Raw genomic sequence first — 17403 nt, 5'->3', positions numbered from 1 at the left:
CGAGCTCGCCGCCGCTCAAGGCCGGCGCGGCCGCCGCGCCCGCTCGGCCATGACGTCCTCGGCCAGCGCCAGCAGGGTCCGGGCGGAGGCGTCCCAGTCGAAGTCGGCCGCGCGCGCCACGCCGCCCACCGAGGCGGCCGACCACCGGCGCGGATCCTCCAGTTCACGGACGGCCGCGGCCACCGCGGCCGGGTCCGTCGCCGGGACGTAACGGATCGCGTCCGCGCCGACCTCCCGGAAGATCGGGATGTCGCTGGCGATCACCGGAGCGCCCGCGGCCATCGCCTCCACCAGCGGCAAGCCGTAGCCCTCCGCGTGGGAGAGGGTGACCAGGGCGGTGCACCGGTGCAGCAGGTTCGTGTACTCCTCGTCGCTGACCCCGTCGTGGAAGACGACGTCGCCCCCCGGCGGGACACGCGCCGCCAGTTCGCGGCGGCGGGCCGGCGCGATGCGGCTGAGCAGGTGCAGCGTGTACCCGGGCAGATGACCCAGGGCAGCGATCAGCGTCTCGACGTTCTTGTACGGCAGGAACGCCCCCATGTACACGAGGGACCGCTCGGGCGGCGTTCCGGGATCCCGCGGGCCCGAGGCGGTCGACGGTTGCGGCGCGTTACCGATCACGGTGACCGGGCGCCGGGTCAGCCTCAGCCGCGCGATGGCGTCCGCGGTGGTCGTGCTGACCGTCGCGACGGCGTCGGCCCGGTTCAGCAGCAGTCGTTGCGGCCAGTAGGCCCGGTGGTAGAGCCGCCACAACAACCGGACCGGTGCGGGCAGGAACCCCGGCGGGGTGGGGTGGTCGTAGTAGATCGTGTCGTGCAGCGTGAGGATCAGTCCGTACCGGCGGCCCGCGCTGCCCATCGTCTGCATCGGGCAGAACACGACGTCCGGGCGGAGCCGGTTGATCGTGCCCGCGATGACCAGTTCGGCGGGGGAGAGCGGACTGGTCACCTTGACCCAGGGCACGTCCGGCAGCAGCGCGAGCTGGCGCTCGTCGTGGATGAGCATGACGACGTCGGTGTGCCGGGACAGGGCGGCGATCAGGCTGGCCCCGTACCGGCTGATGCCGTCGTGCCGGCCGATCCGGGTGAAACGCGCGTCGACGAGCAGCCTCACGACGTCGGTCCCGCGGACGCCGCCGGTAGTTCCGCGTCCGGTGCCGACGACGGGGCCGGGTGCCGGTCGAGGAAGCCGCCGATCAAGCCGGCGACCAGTTCCGGCGTCTCGTAGTGCGTCAGGTGGCCGACGCCCGCGATCACCGACAGCTCGCTGCCGGGCAGCAGCGTGTGCAGCCGCCGCTGGGTGTCCAGGGGCGCGACGTCGTCGGCGTCGCCGGCGATCAACTGGACCGGCAGCGTCAGCCGGTCGGCGACGCCGGTGACCGTGCTGGTCACCGATGCGGTGAACGCTTCCTGCACCACGCGCCGGTCGGCGAAGGCGCTGAAGTAGCGGCGGTGCTGGTCGTGGATGAAGCGGCGCAGCGCCGGGTCCCTGGTCGTCGCCATCACCTCGCTCATCAGCCGGACGATCACCCGGTTGCGTAGCAGCGCCTGGCCGACGGGCTCCGGAAGGCGGGCGCCGGCGGCGTAGTAGAGCTGGGCGAGCCGGGAGAGCAGGGCCTGCGGTCCGTCCAGGGCCGGTGCCGCGATCGGGTTGATCAGGCTCAGGCTGCTGAACCGCGGTGAGGTCTCGCCGCCGGGTCCGTCGACGGCGGCCGCGTGCGCCGCGACGATCGAACCGAAGGAGTGACCGACCAGGGCGGGGGACGCGCCGGGGCACGCCGCCTCGGCCACGAGCCGGACGAATCCGGCGTAGGCGGCGACGTCGTGCCGGCCGGGCAGCGGTTCCGCCGCGCCGAATCCGGGCAGATCCGGTACGACCACCCGCACCCCGGGCACGGCGTTCGCCAGGGCGGTGGCGATGCCCGCCAGACCGTGGTGATCACCACGGAAACCGTGCACGAGCACCACCGTCCGCGTGCCGGCCGCGGCGTCCAGCGCCCCGCCGTACCACCACACCGGGGCACGCCGTCCGTCGGGCAGGGAGAGGACCTCGGGCTGCCCGGTCATCGCACCGACTCCCCGCCAGGGTCCCGGTGGTCGCGGCCGCGGTCCAGCGCCGCGATCCGGCGCATCGTCTCGTCGTCGAGCCGGAAGGAGAACAGGTCGCCGTTCGTCCGGATCCGCTCCTCGCTGCTCGCCTTCGGGATCACGACGCAGCCGCGCTGCAGGTGCCAACGCAGGATCACCTGGGCGATCGAGACGCCGAGCGGCCCGGCGATGGACGCCAGTTCGGCGTCGTGCAGGCAGGCGCCCCGGCCGAGCGGGCTCCAGGCGACGGTTGCGATGCCGTGCGCGGCGTGGAACGCGAGCAGGTCGTCCTGCTGCCGGTAGGGGTGCAGTTGAACCTGGTTCACGGCCGGGACCACCGTGGTCTGAGCGAGCAGCCGCTCCAGCTGCGCCACCGTGAAGTTGCTGACGCCGATGCTGCGGACCGCACCCTCGTGATACAGGTCCTCCAGCTGCCGCCACGCGTGGACGTACCGGTCGGCGGTGGGCTGCGGCCAGTGGATCAGGTACTGGTCCACGGTGGTCAGACCCAGGGCGTCCCGTGACTCGGCGAAGGCCGCACGGGCGTCGTCGTGCCGGTCGTTCCACAGTTTCGTGGTGATGAACACGTCCTCGCGGTCGAGCCGGAAGTCCCCGGCCCCGGCCGTGGCCTCCCGGACCGCCGCTCCGACGCCCCCCTCGTTCCCGTACATCGCCGCGGTGTCCACGTGCCGGTACCCGGCCTCGAACGCCGACCCGACCAGTTGAGCGGCACGCTCCGCGGGCAGATGATACGTGCCAAAGCCGAGGACCGGCATGGCCACACCGTTGTTGAGCACGATCTCGCGCGGCACCGGGGCCCGCACGGAGCCCGGAGGAACAACGGGACGCGGCACGGGATCCATGGCGTCGACTCTATCCGGGAGCACCGTCTGAGCTTCTTTTCGCCGCGCGACTTGGGCCATTACGGTTGCGCCTTCGCTGAGTTGCCCGCAAGATGTGATGGGGGACACTCGATGACCCCACGTCGGTACCCGGGGATGTCCGTTCCACCCCCGCGTGGCCAGCAGAGTCGCTGGCCACGTCCACCTGCACGAAGGGAGTCAAAGGTGTCTTCACAGGCATTCGTGGCCGAGATGCTCGGCACCATGCTGCTGCTGTTGCTGGGCTGTGGCGTCGTCGCCAACGTCGCGCTCGCCGGGACCAAGGGCAGCGGCGGCGGTTTCCTGATGGTGAACTTCGGCTGGGGTCTCGGCGTGTTCGCCGGCGTGTTCGCGGCCGCGGCGTCCGGTGCCCACCTCAACTTCGCCGTCACGCTCGGGCTCTGGGTCAACCCGGACACGCCCGTCTTCGCCCCCGGGATCGAGAAGACCTTCGGCAACGCGCTGCTCTACCTGCTCGCCCAGATGATCGGGTCGATCCTCGGTGCCGTGCTCACCTGGTTGGCCTACAAGCAGCACTTCGACGCGGAGCCGGACCCGGCGAACAAGCTGGGCGTGTTCTCCACCGGCCCGGCCATCCGCAGCGCCCCGTGGAACCTGGTCACCGAGATCATCGGCACGTTCGTGCTCGTGTTCGTGATCATCGCCTTCGGCAACACCCCGAGCGGGCTCGGTCCGCTGGCGGTGGCGCTGCTCGTGGTCGGCATCGGTGCGTCCCTGGGCGGTCCCACCGGCTACGCCATCAACCCGAACCGTGACCTCGGACCGCGCATCGCCCACGCGTTCCTGCCCATCCGGGGCAAGGGTTCCAGCGACTGGGGTTACGCGTGGGTCCCCGTCGTCGGTCCGCTGATCGGCGGTGCCCTCGGCGGCCTGCTCGCCCCGCTCGTCCGCGTCGTCATCGCGGCCTGAGCCGCGAACCCCGTCCACCCTCATTGAAGGAGTCACTCATGGCTGACTACGTTCTGGCGATCGACCAGGGCACCACCTCGTCCCGCGCCATCGTTTTCGACAAGTCCGGCAGCATCCATTCCACCGGTCAGAAGGAGCACGAGCAGATCTTCCCGCGTGCCGGCTGGGTCGAGCACGACCCGGAGGAGATCTGGACCAACGTGCGTGAGGTCGTCGCCCTCGCGCTCAGCCGCGGCAACCTGACCCACCGGGACCTTGCCGCCGTCGGCATCACGAACCAGCGGGAGACCGCGGTGGTCTGGGACCGGACCACCGGCAAGCCCGTGTACAACGCGATCGTCTGGCAGGACACGCGCACCCAGAAGATCGTCGACGAGCTGGCGGCCGACGGGGGGACGGACCGGTTCAAGCAGAAGGTCGGGCTGCCCCTGGCCACCTACTTCTCCGGAACCAAGATCAAGTGGATCCTCGACAACGTCGACGGGGCCCGCGCGAAGGCCGAGGCCGGGAACCTCATGTTCGGCACCACGGACTGCTGGGTGCTGTGGAACATGACCGGCGGCACGGACGGCGGCGTGCACGTCACGGACGTGACCAACGCGTCCCGCACGATGTTCATGGACCTCGAGAGTCTGTCCTGGGACCAGGACATCCTCGACGTGTTCGGCGTGCCTGCGTCGATGCTGCCGGAGATCAGGTCCTCCTCCGAGGTGTACGGGGAGGGCCGAACCGGTGGCATGGTCCCCGGGGTGCCGATCGCGGGGATCCTCGGCGACCAGCAGGCGGCGACGTTCGGGCAGGCGGCGTTCGAGAAGGGCGGGGCCAAGAACACCTACGGCACCGGCAACTTCCTCATCGTCAACACCGGCGAGGAGATCGTGCGCTCGACGAATGGGCTGTTGACCACGGTCTGCTACAAGCTCGGTGACGCCAAGCCGGTGTACGCGCTCGAGGGCTCGATTGCGGTCACCGGCTCCCTGGTGCAGTGGCTGCGCGACCAGCTGGGCATCATCTCCTCCGCCCCCGAGGTGGAGAAGCTGGCCGCCACGGTGGAGGACAACGGTGGCGTGTACTTCGTGCCCGCGTTCTCGGGGCTGTTCGCGCCGTACTGGCGCGGCGACGCCCGAGGGGCCATCGTCGGTCTGACCCGGTACGTCACCCGCGGCCATCTGGCGCGGGCGGCGCTGGAGGCCACCGCGTTCCAGAGCCGCGAGGTGCTCGACGCGGCGAACGCGGACGCCGGCGTCGACCTGGAGGACCTGCGGGTGGACGGTGGCATGGTCGCCAACGACGCGCTGATGCAGTTCCAGGCCGACATCCTGGGCATCCCGGTGGTCCGCCCGAAGGTCACCGAGACCACCGCCCTGGGTGCGGCGTACGCGGCGGGCCTGGCGGTCGGGTTCTGGCAGAGCACGGATGACGTGACCGCCAACTGGGCCGAGGACAAGCGCTGGGAGCCGCAGATGGACGCCGCCGAGCGGGACCGGCAGCTGCGGTTGTGGAAGAAGGCCGTGACCCGCACCTTCGACTGGGTCGACGACGACGTGCGGTAGTCAAGAGCCTCGCCGTCGAGATCGTCGCCGTGGCCCGCCACCCTGACCGGGGTGGCGGTCCACGGTCGTCACCGCCGCATGCGGCTCGGGGACGTCGACGCGAGGCTGCGTCGGGCGGTGCCGACCACGCGAGCAGATCCGACCACGGCGGCGGTGCCGAGCACCACCGCGCTCAGCGCGGCCCACCCGGCCGCCCGTGACGTGTGCGGGCGCGGTGCCCACGCCGCCTCGGGCCGTGCCCGGGCCGGCTCGTCCGGGTCGGTGTGCAGCGCGGCGGCGAGCAGCTCGGCCAGGTGCAGACCGTCACCCTGGCCGAGCTGCTGACCGTGCACGGCGTCGGCGCGGAAGACCGCGGTGCAGGAGGGCTCCAGGCCGAGGATGAGCGTGCCGTTGCGCAGATAGGGGCGCAACACCGCGACCGTGCGGCGGAGCACTCGCTTCGCGATGTCCAACTGTCCCGTGCTGATCCAAGTCAGCCTGCAGCACACCGCCTGCTCGGGCACCACCACCCGCCAACCGGCGTCCTCGAGCACCTCGACGGCGGCCTGCGCGATGTGCGGATGGAAAACGTTGGTGAACGTGTCCGGCCACAGCACCACCTCGCCGCGGCCGCCGCCGCCCCGGTTCCCTTGACCTTGCGCTTCGCGGCGGTGGCCCCCGCGACCGTGCGCGTCGCGGCTGTGCTCCTCGTGGTGGTTCCGTTCCCGGTACCACGCGGTGAAGCTCTGCTCGGCGAAACGGGGGATCTGCCGTTGGGGCGCAGCACCGGCCAGCCGCAGAGCCAGCCGGGAGAGACCGGGTGCCGCCGTCACGGCGTTCACGACGGTGGGGAGCCGGGACGCCAGCTGCGCCCACACCGGAAGCCACCCCATCGAGTAGTGGGAGAGCGGCCGGAGCCGCCCGGCGTAGTGGTGGCTGAGTAACTCGGCCTTGAAGGTGGCCATGTCGACGTTGACGGGGCAGTCCTGCTTGCAGCCCTTGCAGGCCAGGCAGAGGTCGAGGGCGTCCCGGACGGCGGTGGACCGCCAGCCGTCCTGGATGGGGGAGTCCGGGTGACCCTGCAGCATCTCGAACAGCACGCGGGCCCGGCCGCGCGTGGAATGTTCCTCCTCGCGCGTGACCATGTAGGACGGGCACATCACGCCGCCTTCGTTCCGCCGGCACTTGCCCACCCCGACACAGCGCAGCGCCGCCCTGCCGAAGTCGCCGTCGTCGCGCGGAAAGGCGAAGTGCGTGTCCATGGTCCGTGGCGCGTACCCGGGACCGAGCCGGAGGTTCTCGTCGATGCGGTACGGCGCGGCCAGTTTCCCCGGGTTCATCCGGTTGTCCGGGTCGAAGATCGCCTTGAACCGGGCGAACGCGTCCACCAGGTCGTCGCCGTACATGATCGGCAGCAGTTCGGCCCGGGCCTGCCCGTCGCCGTGCTCGCCGGACAGGGACCCGCCCATCGAGACGACCAGCCGGGCGGCGCGCTCCAGGAACGCCCGGAACCGGGCGACGCCGTCCGCGGTGACCAGGTCGAAGGGGACCCGACTGTGCACACATCCCTGCCCGTAGTGCCCGTAGACGGCGGCGTCGTCGTACCTGAACTCGGTGTACAGCCGGCGCAGGGCCCGCAGGTAGTCGCCCATCCGCTCCGGCGCCACCGCCGAGTCCTCCCACCCGGGCCACATCGCCGGCAGGCCCGGGACCTGGGCGACGGCACCCAGCGCCGCCTCCCGCACCTCCCACAACTGTCCCTGCTCCTGCGGGTCCGTCAGCACCGTCACGGTCGGCTCCGACGCGAACCCGCGGGCGTCCTGCGCGAACGCGCGCGCCGCCACCTGCGCCTCCTGCACCGAGTCGCCGCCGAACTGAACGAGCAGCCAGGCCTGCGGGCCCGCCGGCAACTGTTCGATCGCGGTGGCGTTCATCCGATTGGCCCGCTCGTCCTCGATCACCTTCGCGTCGAACCCCTCGAGCGCGAGCGGATCGTGGGCGACGACGGCAGGCACGTCGTCCCCGCTGGCGCCGGCGTCCGGGCACCCGAGCAGCACGACGCCGTAGTGGTTCACCACCGGCATCAGCGTGAGCTTGGCGCGGAGCACGAGGACGCACGTGCTCTCGGTCCCCACCAGGGCCTGCGCCACGTGGAACTGCTTCTCGGGCAGCAGCGAGTCCAGGTTGTACCCGGAGACGCGGCGGGGAATGGGCGGATACCGGCGACGCACCGCGTCCCCGTACTCGTCGATGAGGGCGCGCAACTGCCCGTAGACCTGCGCCCTGCGCCCACCGGCGGCGATGATCTCGGCGTACGCGTCGTCGGAGGTCTACCCCACCTCCATCCGGGTGCCGTCCGGCAGCATCACCTCCAGGGCGACGGTGTTGTCCACCGTCTTGCCGGTGTGCTGGGCGGTGGCGCCACAGGAGTTGTTCCCGATCATGCCGCCGAGCGTGCAGTGGTTGTGGGTGGCCGGTTCCGGGCCGAACCGGAGTCCGTGCGGAGCCAGCTGCCGGTTCAGATCGTCCAGCACCAGGCCAGGCTCGTGCCGCCACCGCGGGAGACCACCGGGGCCCGGCGCTCGGCGCAGATCAGCATGGTCCGGGCGGCGGCCCTCCGGGTGCGCGGCACGACGACGCCGATCGGCACTTGCCGGTAGTTGGACGCGTCCGTGGAGTAGGCGGCCCGGGAGCCGGCGTCGAACCGCACCTCGCCGTCGACCCGGGCGCGCAACTCCCGCTCCAGCGCGTGCCGGTCCACCCCGGGTGACGGGTGGACCGGGTCGACCGGTCGGACGACGGGTGCGGGCAGTTCGCTACGCGCCATGGCGGCCATGCTAGGCCGCGGCGGTCGATCAGTCACCGGTACCGACGCGGTAGCATGACGACATGCCGTTTCGACTTCTCTAGAGGCTGTGCCCGGGCGCTCCGCGTCCCGCAGGCACAGCGGCCCCTTGCGCAGCGAGGGGCTTTTGTGTGTCCAGGTCCGTCATCGGGCCGCACCGAGGCGTCGAGACCACCGTCGCGTACCGAAGGATTGAGATCAGCGTGAACACCGAGGCGCAGCACACCGAAGCCCAGCCCACCGAGGCGCCGCCGGCCGCCGGCTGGGACTTCGCCGCGCTCGAGGCGACCTGGGGACCGTGGTGGGCGCAGCACGACGTGTTCGCCCCCGCCGACGACGGGTCCCGGGAGCGCCGGTACGTGGTCGACATGTTCCCGTACCCGTCCGGTGACCTGCACATGGGCCACGCCGAGGCCTTCGCCATGGGGGACGTCGTCGCCCGCTACTGGCGGCTGAAGGGCTACGACGTGCTGCACCCGATCGGGTGGGACTCGTTCGGCCTGCCGGCCGAGAACGCGGCGATCGCGCGGAACGCGCACCCCGCGGAGTGGACGTACGCGAACATCGCGACCCAGGCCGCCTCGTTCCAGCGCTACGGCCTGAGCCTGGACTGGAGCCGGCGCCTGCACACCTCCGACCCCGAGTACTACCGGTGGACCCAGTGGTTGTTCCTGCAGCTGTACCGGCGCGGTCTGGCGTACCGGAAGAACTCCCCGGTGAACTGGTGCCCGAAGGACCAGACCGTGCTGGCCAACGAGCAGGTCGTCAACGGCGCCTGCGAGCGGTGCGGCACCCCGGTGACGAAGAAGGCCCTGAACCAGTGGTACTTCCGGATCACCGACTACGCGGATCGGCTGCTCGACGACATGGATCAGCTCGCCGGGCACTGGCCCGAACGGGTCCTCGCCATGCAGCGGAACTGGATCGGCCGGTCCACCGGCGCGCACGTCGACTTCGTCATCGAACCCGTCGACGGAACCGCCGGTGCTGGTGACGCACCCGCCGGTGCTGGTGGATCCGCCGTCACCGTCTTCACCACCCGTCCGGACACCCTGTACGGGGCCACGTTCTTCGTCGTCGCCGCCGACGCCGAGCTGGCCACCGAACTGGTCACCGACGAGCACGCACAGATGCTGACGGCGTACCGGGAGGAGGTCAAGCACCTCTCCGACATCGAACGCCAGGCCACCGACCGGACCAAGACCGGCGTGTTCCTGGGCCGGTACGCCGTCAACCCGCTGAGCGGGGAGCGGATCCCGGTGTGGGCGGCCGACTACGTGCTGGCCGACTACGGCACCGGCGCGATCATGGCGGTCCCCGCCCACGACCAGCGGGACCTGGACTTCGCCCGCACCTTCGACCTGCCGGTGCGGGCCGTCGTCGACACCGGTGACGAGGACCCCGCGGTGACCGGGATCGCGACCACCGGGGACGGCGTGCTGATCAACTCGGGACCCCTGGACGGGCTGGACAAGGCCGAGGCGATCGCCCGCGCCGTCGAACTGGTCACCGCGGCCGGCACCGGGGAGGCGACCGTCAACTACCGGCTGCGGGACTGGCTGGTGTCCCGGCAGCGGTTCTGGGGCCCGCCCATCCCGATCATCCACTGCGAGGCGTGCGGGGAGGTGTCGGTGCCCGACGAGGCGTTGCCGGTGCGGCTGCCCGAGGACATGCGCGGCGAGGACCTCGCCCCGCGTGGTCAGTCCCCGCTGGCGTCCAACGAGGCGTGGGTGCGAGTGGACTGCCCGTCCTGCGGCGGGCCGGCCCGTCGAGACACCGACACGATGGACACCTTCGTCGACTCGTCCTGGTACGTGCTGCGCTACCCGTCGCCGGACGAGGCGGAGCGCCCGTTCGACCCGGAAGCGGTGCGCCGGTGGGCACCCGTGGACCAGTACGTCGGCGGCGTCGAGCACGCGATCCTGCACCTGCTGTACAGCCGGTTCATCACCAAGGTGCTGCACGACGAGGGGTTGCTGGACTTCACCGAACCGTTCCGCGCGCTGCTGAACCAGGGCCAGGTGCTCAACGGCGGCCGGGCGATGAGCAAGTCGCTGGGCAACGGCGTGGACCTGGGCCAGCAGCTGGACCGGTACGGGGTCGACGCCGTGCGGCTGACCATGGTGTTCGCGTCCCCGCCCGAGGACGACGTCGACTGGGCGGACGTCTCCCCGGCCGGGTCGGCGAAGTTCCTCGCCCGGGCGTGGCGGCTGGCCGCCGACGTCGCGTCCCCGGCCGGCGCCGATCCCGCCACCGGGGACCGGGTGCTGCGGACCGTCACCCACCGCACCGTCGCGGACGCCGCCGCCCTGCTGGACGACCACAAGTTCAACGTCGTGATCGCCCGCACCATGGAGCTGGTGAACGCGACCCGGAAGGCGATCGACGCCGGGCCCGGTGCGGCGGACCCCGCCGTGCGGGAAGCGGCCGAGGCGGTGGCGATCCTGCTCAGCCTCGTCGGCCCGTACACCGCGGAGGACATGTGGCACCGGCTCGGCCACGAGGGACCGGTCAACCAGGCCGCGTGGCCGGCGGTGGAGGAGTCGCTGCTGGTGCAGCGGACCGTGACCGCCGTCGTGCAGGTCGCCGGGAAGGTCCGGGACCGCCTCGAGGTGCCCGTCGACATCAGCGAGGAGGAGCTGCGGGAGCGCGCCCTGGCCGCCGACGGGGTGACCCGGTCGCTGGACGGTCGCGGGGTGCGGACCGTGATCGTGCGGGCGCCGAAGCTCGTCAACATCGTCCCGGCCTGAGCCGGGTCATCCACCGGGAGCAGGCGGGACGGCCGCGTGGGCGACGACGAGCGGGGCGTCCGGCTCCCGGTGGCGGTGGTCACCGACGCCGCCTGCGGACTGCCCGATGCGTTGCGCGCCGCCCTGGAGGCCGATCACGGCCTGACCGTGCTGAAGCTGCCGGTCACCGTGGACGGCGAACCGCTGGCTCCCGGGTCACCGGCCGCGCTGGAGCTGGCGTTGGCGTCGGGCCGCACGCTGGCCACGTCCCGGCCGTCGCCGGGCGCCGTGGAGGCCGTGTACCGGCGCCTGGCCGCGGCCGGCCACCCGCACATCGTCTCGGTGCACCTGTCCGCCGGCCTGTCCGGCACGGTCGACTCGGCCCGCTGGGCGGCCGGCCGCGTCCCGGTGCCGGTGTCCGTGATCGACTCCGGCACCGCCGGGATGGCGCTGGGCTTCGCCGTCCGTGACGCGTGCCTGATGGCGGCCACCGGCGCGCCGCCGGCCGCGGTCGTTGCGGCGGCGCGCCGCGCCGCCGAGCAGCACCGGGTGCGGTTCTACGTGCCGAGCCTGGACACGCTGCGCCGCGGTGGCCGGGTCGGTGGGGCGGCGGCCTGGCTCGGGGGAGTGCTGGCGATCAAGCCGCTGCTGCAGATCGACGACGGCGTGGTCGTGCCCCTCGAGCGGGTCCGTTCGGCGCCCCGGGCGATCCGGCGGCTGGAGGCCCTGGCGGTCGCCGACCTCGGCACCGTGCCGGCAGCCGACCGGGACTGCGCCGTGCACCACTTCGGCAACCTCGCCGAGGCGGACCAACTGGCCGAGCGGCTGACGGCGCAGACCGGCGTCCGCCCGCTGGTGTCCCGCCTCCCCTCGGTACTGGCCGCCCACGTGGGGCTCGGGGTGCTCGGCGTGGTCACCGGCCACCGAGATTCTCCCTCCACACGGCCGCGAACCGACGGCTGAATCCACATCCCGGTGGGAGGCGCCTGCCGGAGGTACCCGCCCACTCCTAGCGTGGTCGCATGCCCGATCCGTCCACACGGCTCGCTGACCTCTCGAACACCGATGCCGCGAACGAGTTTCGCCACCGGCCCGCGGGCCGTGACCGGCACGGCGCGGCACGGATCGTGTGGCGGATCGGCACGGCTGCCGCCGTGGTGCTGGCCGTGATTGCGGTCGTTCTCCTGGTGCGGGCCCTGATCGTCCCCGCCACGACGGAGGTCAGCGTCCGGGCCGTTGCCACCGGAGCACCGCTCGGTCCGGCGTCGATGCCACCGGCGACGGCCGATCCACCGTCGGCTCGCAGCGCAGCTGCCGGTGCACCGAGCACGAATCCGGCGCCGTCCGGTACCGCGCCGTCGGACCGCGTGGCCGGCGGGGACGGCCGGGTGGTCGTCCACGTGGCGGGGGCCGTGCGCCGTCCGGGCGTGGTGCGTCTGGCTGCCGGTAGCCGGGTCGCCGACGCCGTGACCGCTGCGGGAGGTGCCCTCCCGGGCGCTCGACTGGAAGCCGTGAACCTGGCCGCGCGTGCGGAGGACGGGACGCAGATCCGGGTACCGGCCGCCGGGGACGAATCGGCGCCCGTTCCCGGTCCGGCGTCGGCCTCGAGCCCGGACCCGGCGGCCGCGGCGCCAGGCATGGGAGCGCCCGTGAACATCAACACGGCCGATGCCGCCGGACTGGACACCCTGCCGCGTGTCGGGCCCGTCCTGGCCCAACGCATCGTCGCCTGGCGCACCGAGCAGGGGCCCTTCGGCAGCGTCGACGACCTGGACGCGGTGCCCGGCATCGGGGAGAAGATGATGGCCGAACTGCGCCCCCTCGTGACCATCGGATGAACCGGCGACCGGACCCCCCGTGGCGACGGTTGGCCGAGGCGGCCAGCCGTGGCCCCCGCACCGGCCCCGACACGGACGTCGACATCGGCCCCGACAGGGGCCTGGGGACCGACGTCGACGCTCCTTCGGCGGTGGTGCCGCCGACCGGCGAGGCTGCCGGCCACCGTGCCCCGGCGTCGCGCTCCGGCCGTGATCGTGCCGCTGTCGAAGTGGCCGGTGTGCCCAGACGAGCCCGGTCGCGAGCGCCGCGGAGAACGCCCACGCAGGATCACGCCCGCGCACCTCGACCGCCGCGACCCTCCCGCGATCGCCGCTGGGACCTGCGACTGGTCGCGCCGGCCGCCACCATCTGGGCGTGCACCGCCCTGGCGGTCACGGTACCGGGGCTCGCCGGCTGGGCGGCGTCCGCCGCCGTACTGGCCGGGGTCACGCTCCTCGTGGTGGCGTCCGTGCGACGGCGGTCCGGTGGTGCGACACTCGACGGGGATGACGGCACCCGTGCCGCCCCGGCTCCGACAGCGTCGCTGATGTGCGCGGCCCTGCTTCTGCTCGCCGCTGCCGCCCTGACCACCGGACGCACGGCGCACGACCTGCAACGCGCCGGGCCGATCGGTGCGGCGATCACCGAGCGGTCGTCGGTGACGGCCGACCTCGCGGTGACGGACGAACCGCGCTCACTGGGAAGGAGCGGCGAAGGTGCCCGGCAGCAAGGGCTGACCCTGGTGCAGGGGACGATCACGACGGCGACGGCCGGGGGAGCGCGCTTCTCCGCGTCCACCCCGGTCCTCGTGCTCGGGGATCGCCAATGGGCAGCGGTGCGGCCCGGTCAGATCGTCCGGGTCGCCGGGGCCCTGGCCCCGACCGACCCTGGTTCACGGGAGGCGGCGTTCCTGCGCGCCAACGCCCCACCCCGGACGATTGCCGCTCCGGCTGCGGTCGACGACCTCGCGGCCCGGGTCCGATCCCGACTGCGGGGGCTGAGCGCAGCGCAGTCGCGCGACGCCGGACAGCTGATTCCCGGTCTCGTGCTCGGCGATCGTGCTCCGCTAGGGGAGGAACTGCGCGCGGCGATGAGGACCGCGTCCCTGACGCATCTGACGGCGGTGAGCGGGACCAACTGCACGATCGTGCTCGGCTGCGTCGTCGGCATCGGCGTGCTGCTGCGGATGCCCCGCTGGTCGTTGGTTGCGGCCGCCCTGGTCGCCCTTACCGGATTCGTTCTGGTCGTCGGGCCGGACCCGAGTGTGCTTCGGGCCGCCGTGATGGGGGCAGTCGGCACCGTCGCTGTCGTCTCCGGTCGCGGTCGCGTTCCCGTGGCGATGCTGTGCACGGCGGCCGGCATGCTGCTCCTGATCGACCCGTACCTGGCGACGGCTCTCGGCTTCGCCCTGTCCGTGGTGGCGACCGCGGCGCTGATCGGGCTCTGCGGACCGCTCGGAAACTCCCTGACCATGCTGCTGCCCCGGGCCTGGGGCGTCCGGCTGCCCGATGCGGTTTCTCGGGTCGTCGCCGCGCCATTGGCAGCACAGGCGGCGTGCGCACCCCTTCTGGTCCTCATCCAGCCCAGCATCAGCACCTGGGGCGTGGCCGCGAACGCCCTGGTGTCGCCACTCGTGCCAGTGGTCACGGTGGCCGGCTCGTCCGCCGTCCTGCTCGACGCGGCCTGGTCACCGCTCGCCGGGATTCCGTTGTGGCTCAGTGCCCGCTGTGCCGACACGATCGCTGCCGTCGCGCGGGCCGTCGCGTCAGCGCCGGTTGCGTCAGTCCCGTGGCCAGGCGGGCTGACCGGCATGCTGCTGCTGGCGATCGTGGACTCCTTGGCCATCGGTGTCCTGCTCGCCGTGGCACGGCTCCGCGCTCGGACCGCAGGTGTCCAGGTGAGCACTCGCGGCCCGCTGTGGAACCGGTCGGAGCCGCCGTCGCGCACCGGCCGCCCTCCGCGGCACCAGCGTCCACCGCGGGGCCACCGCCCCCCGCGGCTTCCCCGATACCTGCGGCTGCCGCGGTCTCCGCGACTGACGCGTGGGCGCTGGCAGCCCGCGCGCGCCGGCGCACGGCTGCTGGTCCGCGCCGGCGTCCTGATCGGTGGCGTCTCGATGGTGGCGGCCGGCACAGTCGCGTTCAGTGTCGCCGTGCCCGTCGCGCCGGGGGAATGGCAGGTCGCCATGTGTGACGTCGGCCAGGGCGACGGGTTGGTGCTGCGTGTCGGGGCGGGGACCGCCATGCTCGTCGACAGTGGACCGCCGGGGCCGGCGATGGCCCGATGCCTGGACCGGCTGGGCGTCCGACGGCTCGCCGCCGTGGTGCTCACGCACCAGCACGTTGACCACTACGGCGGCCTGCCTGATGCGCTGAAGGGTCGGTCGGTGGACCGGGTCCTCGTGTCAGCCGCGGATCGGGCGCTGGCGCCCGCGGTCGCAGCGCTGCTGCGGCGCACGTCGACGCCGGTCGAACGGTTGCAGGAGCCGGCCCGGGGCAGCATCGGCGCGGTGACGTGGTCGGTGCTGTGGCCACGGACCTCCCGGCCGATCGGTGAGGAGAACGACAACAGCGTGGTGCTGAGAATCGAAGTTGCGGCGGCGGGCGGACCCCCGCTGCGCGTGCTCCTCACCGGCGACCTCCAGCAGGACGGCGCCGCCGCCCTGCTAGGGGCACCAGGATCCGCGGCCGGCCTGCGGGATGTCGACGTGATCAAGGTGGCGCACCACGGCTCGCGGAACGGGGGCACCGCCATCCTCGACGCGGTCCGTGCCCCGCTCGCCCTGGTGTCCGTGGGCCGGGACAACGACTACGGGCATCCGGCGGCGGGCATCGTGGACCGGCTGCGTGGCCTCGGGGCCACCGTCTGGCGCGCCGATCTACGGGGCGCGGTCACCGTGCGCCGTACCGGCGACCGGGTGATCGCCACCGTCCTCCCCCCGTGATGGGCTCGTGTGGCGCGTCGACGGCGGCGCATGGGATGCTCGACATCGGTGCCGGACACCGACGCGTTGAGACACCGTCGTGGTGGGAAGCACCCATGCCGGGGACCACCCCGTCACGACCGGTGACGTCCGTCCGATCCGCATGTTCGTTCCCAGGAGGACATCCGCTGTGGCCACTCGCACCACCGCCGCGTCTCGCGGCCGGGCTCCCGCCCTCATCTCCTGGCGGGAGGCCGTCCCCGCACCCGTCGTGCTGCTCAGCGGTGCGGAGGACCTGCTCGCGCAGCGCGCCCGGCAGCGGATCCGCGCGCGGCTGCGCGAGAGCGGCGCCGACCTGCAGATCCATCAGCTCGACGCGGCAACCTACGCGGCGGGTCAGCTCACCATGCTCGCCAGCCCGTCCCTGTTCGGGGAGACGATTTTGATCGAGGCGACGGGTCTGGCCGCGATGACCGACGACTTCCTCACCGACGCGCTGGCCTATGTGGCCAACCCCGAACCCGAGGTGTACCTCGTGCTCTGGCACGCGGGCGGTAACCGGGGCAAGAAGCTGCTCGACGCGCTGCGCTCCGGGGTCGTGCCCACCGTCGACTGCCAGCCGCTCAAGCGGGACAGCGACAAGACGGACTTCGTCACCGGCGAGTTCCACGCCGCCCGCCGCCGGATCGAGGTGGACGCCGTCCGGGCGCTGGTCAACGCGGTCGGCTCCAGCCTGCCCGAACTGGCCTCCGCGTGCGCGCAACTGATCGCCGACACCGAGACGACGGTCGACGCCGACACCGTCGAGCGCTACTACGGGGGCCGGGTGGAAGCGACCGCGTTCAAGGTCGCCGATGCGGCGCTGTCCGGCAACAGCGTGCGCGCCATGGCGACGCTGCGCCACGCCTTCGCCACCGGTGTCGATCCCGTGCCCCTGGTCGCGGCGCTGGCCATGAAGGTCCGGGCGGTGGCGAAGGTGTACGGCCTGCGGGGCTCCTCCGCCGCCCTGGCCGGTCCGCTGTCGATGGCCCCCTGGCAGATCGACCAGGCGCGGCGGGAGGCGTCACGGTTCACCGAGGAGCAGCTGGCCGCCGCCCTGACGGCCCTCGCCGCGGCGGACGCCCAGGTCAAGGGCGAGTCACGCGACCCCGAGTACGCCGTCGAGAGCGCCGTCATGCTGATTGCCGGGAACTGATCGCCGGACGCCGGCCCCCGTTCCTCCTGAGCTGCCGATACAGCAGTGGCCCGGACCGAAGGGTCCGGGCCACGATGCAGTGCAAGTCGCGACGTGCAAGCCACGAGCGCGGGCCGCCGGGCAGTGCAGCCGGAGGCCGACGCCCGTCGACGCGTCAGGTCAGAGGCTGGAGACCTGCTTGGCGATCGAGGACTTGCGGTTCGCCGCGTTGTTCTTGTGGATGACGCCCTTGCTGACGGCCTTGTCCAGCTTCTTGCTGGCGTTCTTCAGGGCCGTGCTGGCGGCGTCCTTGTCGCCCGCGGTCAACGCGTTGTGGACGGCGCGGATGGCGGTGCGCAGCTCCGACTTGTACGAGTTGTTGCGCAGCCGCGCCTTCTCGTTGGTGAGGATGCGCTTCTTCTGGGACTTGATGTTGGCCACGTGCTGATCTCTTTCCTGCGGGAACGGGGTGCGGTCTGAGGGC

General features: G+C 72.5%; 14 protein-coding genes. 7 read left to right on the top strand and 7 right to left on the bottom strand.

Annotated elements, in window-relative coordinates; genetic code table 11:
• Window positions 1–15: 15 nt before the first annotated feature.
• The 3 genes from BKD30_RS05665 to BKD30_RS05655 are packed head-to-tail and all read right to left on the bottom strand — an operon-like array spanning window position 16 to window position 2950.
• Window positions 16–1113, bottom strand: coding sequence for a glycosyltransferase family 4 protein (locus BKD30_RS05665; protein ID WP_076703049.1), 1098 nt, complete (start codon window positions 1111–1113; stop codon window positions 16–18).
• Window positions 1110–2066, bottom strand: coding sequence for an alpha/beta fold hydrolase (locus tag BKD30_RS05660; protein ID WP_076703047.1), 957 nt, complete (start codon window positions 2064–2066; stop codon window positions 1110–1112). The genes BKD30_RS05665 and BKD30_RS05660 overlap by 4 nt, the downstream gene beginning before the upstream one ends.
• A complete protein-coding gene (locus BKD30_RS05655; protein ID WP_076703045.1) occupies window positions 2063–2950 on the bottom strand; it encodes an aldo/keto reductase in 888 nt (295 codons plus the stop codon). Before BKD30_RS05655 ends, BKD30_RS05660 begins: the two co-directional genes overlap by 4 nt.
• 231 nt (window positions 2951–3181) lie before the next feature.
• On the opposite strand from BKD30_RS05655, the gene BKD30_RS05650 reads away from it, so the two are divergent.
• Both BKD30_RS05650 and glpK read left to right on the top strand, forming a co-directional pair.
• Window positions 3182–3898: an MIP/aquaporin family protein gene (locus BKD30_RS05650; protein WP_235861506.1), complete on the top strand. Its 717-nt coding sequence runs from the start codon at window positions 3182–3184 to the stop codon at window positions 3896–3898.
• A gap of 38 nt (window positions 3899–3936) precedes the next feature.
• Window positions 3937–5451, top strand: a complete 1515-nt coding sequence (glpK, locus tag BKD30_RS05645) for a glycerol kinase GlpK (RefSeq protein WP_076703041.1) — start codon at window positions 3937–3939, stop codon at window positions 5449–5451.
• A 68-nt stretch (window positions 5452–5519) separates the two neighbouring features.
• Here glpK and BKD30_RS05640 read toward each other — a convergent pair whose 3' ends face one another.
• The 3 genes from BKD30_RS05640 to BKD30_RS16450 form a co-directional block, all read right to left on the bottom strand.
• Complete coding sequence (locus BKD30_RS05640; RefSeq protein ID WP_076703039.1) at window positions 5520–7694, bottom strand: FAD-binding and (Fe-S)-binding domain-containing protein; 2175 nt, start codon at window positions 7692–7694, stop codon at window positions 5520–5522.
• A 66-nt stretch (window positions 7695–7760) separates the two neighbouring features.
• Complete coding sequence (locus BKD30_RS16455) at window positions 7761–7964, bottom strand: FAD-binding oxidoreductase (RefSeq protein WP_076703037.1); 204 nt, start codon at window positions 7962–7964, stop codon at window positions 7761–7763.
• Window positions 7949–8257, bottom strand: a complete 309-nt coding sequence (locus BKD30_RS16450; RefSeq protein WP_218189256.1) for an FAD-binding oxidoreductase — start codon at window positions 8255–8257, stop codon at window positions 7949–7951. Before BKD30_RS16450 ends, BKD30_RS16455 begins: the two co-directional genes overlap by 16 nt.
• A 221-nt stretch (window positions 8258–8478) precedes the next feature.
• On the opposite strand from BKD30_RS16450, the gene leuS reads away from it, so the two are divergent.
• The 5 genes from leuS to holA all read left to right on the top strand — a co-directional run bounded on the left by leuS (window position 8479) and on the right by holA (window position 16940).
• The gene (leuS, locus tag BKD30_RS05625) at window positions 8479–11025 is read left to right on the top strand and encodes a leucine--tRNA ligase (protein ID WP_235861497.1); all 2547 of its coding nucleotides are present in this window, start codon (window positions 8479–8481) and stop codon (window positions 11023–11025) included.
• 36 nt (window positions 11026–11061) lie between these two features.
• A complete protein-coding gene (locus BKD30_RS05620) occupies window positions 11062–11967 on the top strand; it encodes a DegV family protein (protein ID WP_076703033.1) in 906 nt (301 codons plus the stop codon).
• Window positions 11968–12026: 59 nt separating this feature from the next.
• The gene (locus tag BKD30_RS05615) at window positions 12027–12842 is read left to right on the top strand and encodes a ComEA family DNA-binding protein (RefSeq protein WP_083956046.1); all 816 of its coding nucleotides are present in this window, start codon (window positions 12027–12029) and stop codon (window positions 12840–12842) included.
• A 218-nt stretch (window positions 12843–13060) separates the two neighbouring features.
• Complete coding sequence (locus BKD30_RS05610; RefSeq protein WP_218189255.1) at window positions 13061–15766, top strand: ComEC/Rec2 family competence protein; 2706 nt, start codon at window positions 13061–13063, stop codon at window positions 15764–15766.
• A gap of 169 nt (window positions 15767–15935) precedes the next feature.
• Window positions 15936–16940: a DNA polymerase III subunit delta gene (holA, locus tag BKD30_RS05605; protein WP_235861494.1), complete on the top strand. Its 1005-nt coding sequence runs from the start codon at window positions 15936–15938 to the stop codon at window positions 16938–16940.
• 159 nt (window positions 16941–17099) lie between these two features.
• Here holA and rpsT read toward each other — a convergent pair whose 3' ends face one another.
• Entirely contained in the window at window positions 17100–17360 is a 261-nt protein-coding gene (gene rpsT, locus BKD30_RS05600; RefSeq protein WP_076703029.1) for a 30S ribosomal protein S20, read from the bottom strand.
• Between the last annotated feature and the right edge of the window lie 43 nt (window positions 17361–17403).

It is taken from the genome of Tersicoccus phoenicis, from assembly GCF_001968835.1.
GTDB lineage: Bacteria > Actinomycetota > Actinomycetes > Actinomycetales > Micrococcaceae > Tersicoccus > Tersicoccus phoenicis.
The sequence above is the reverse complement of the archived record's forward strand: the minus strand, read 5'-3'. Positions and strand labels throughout refer to the sequence as shown.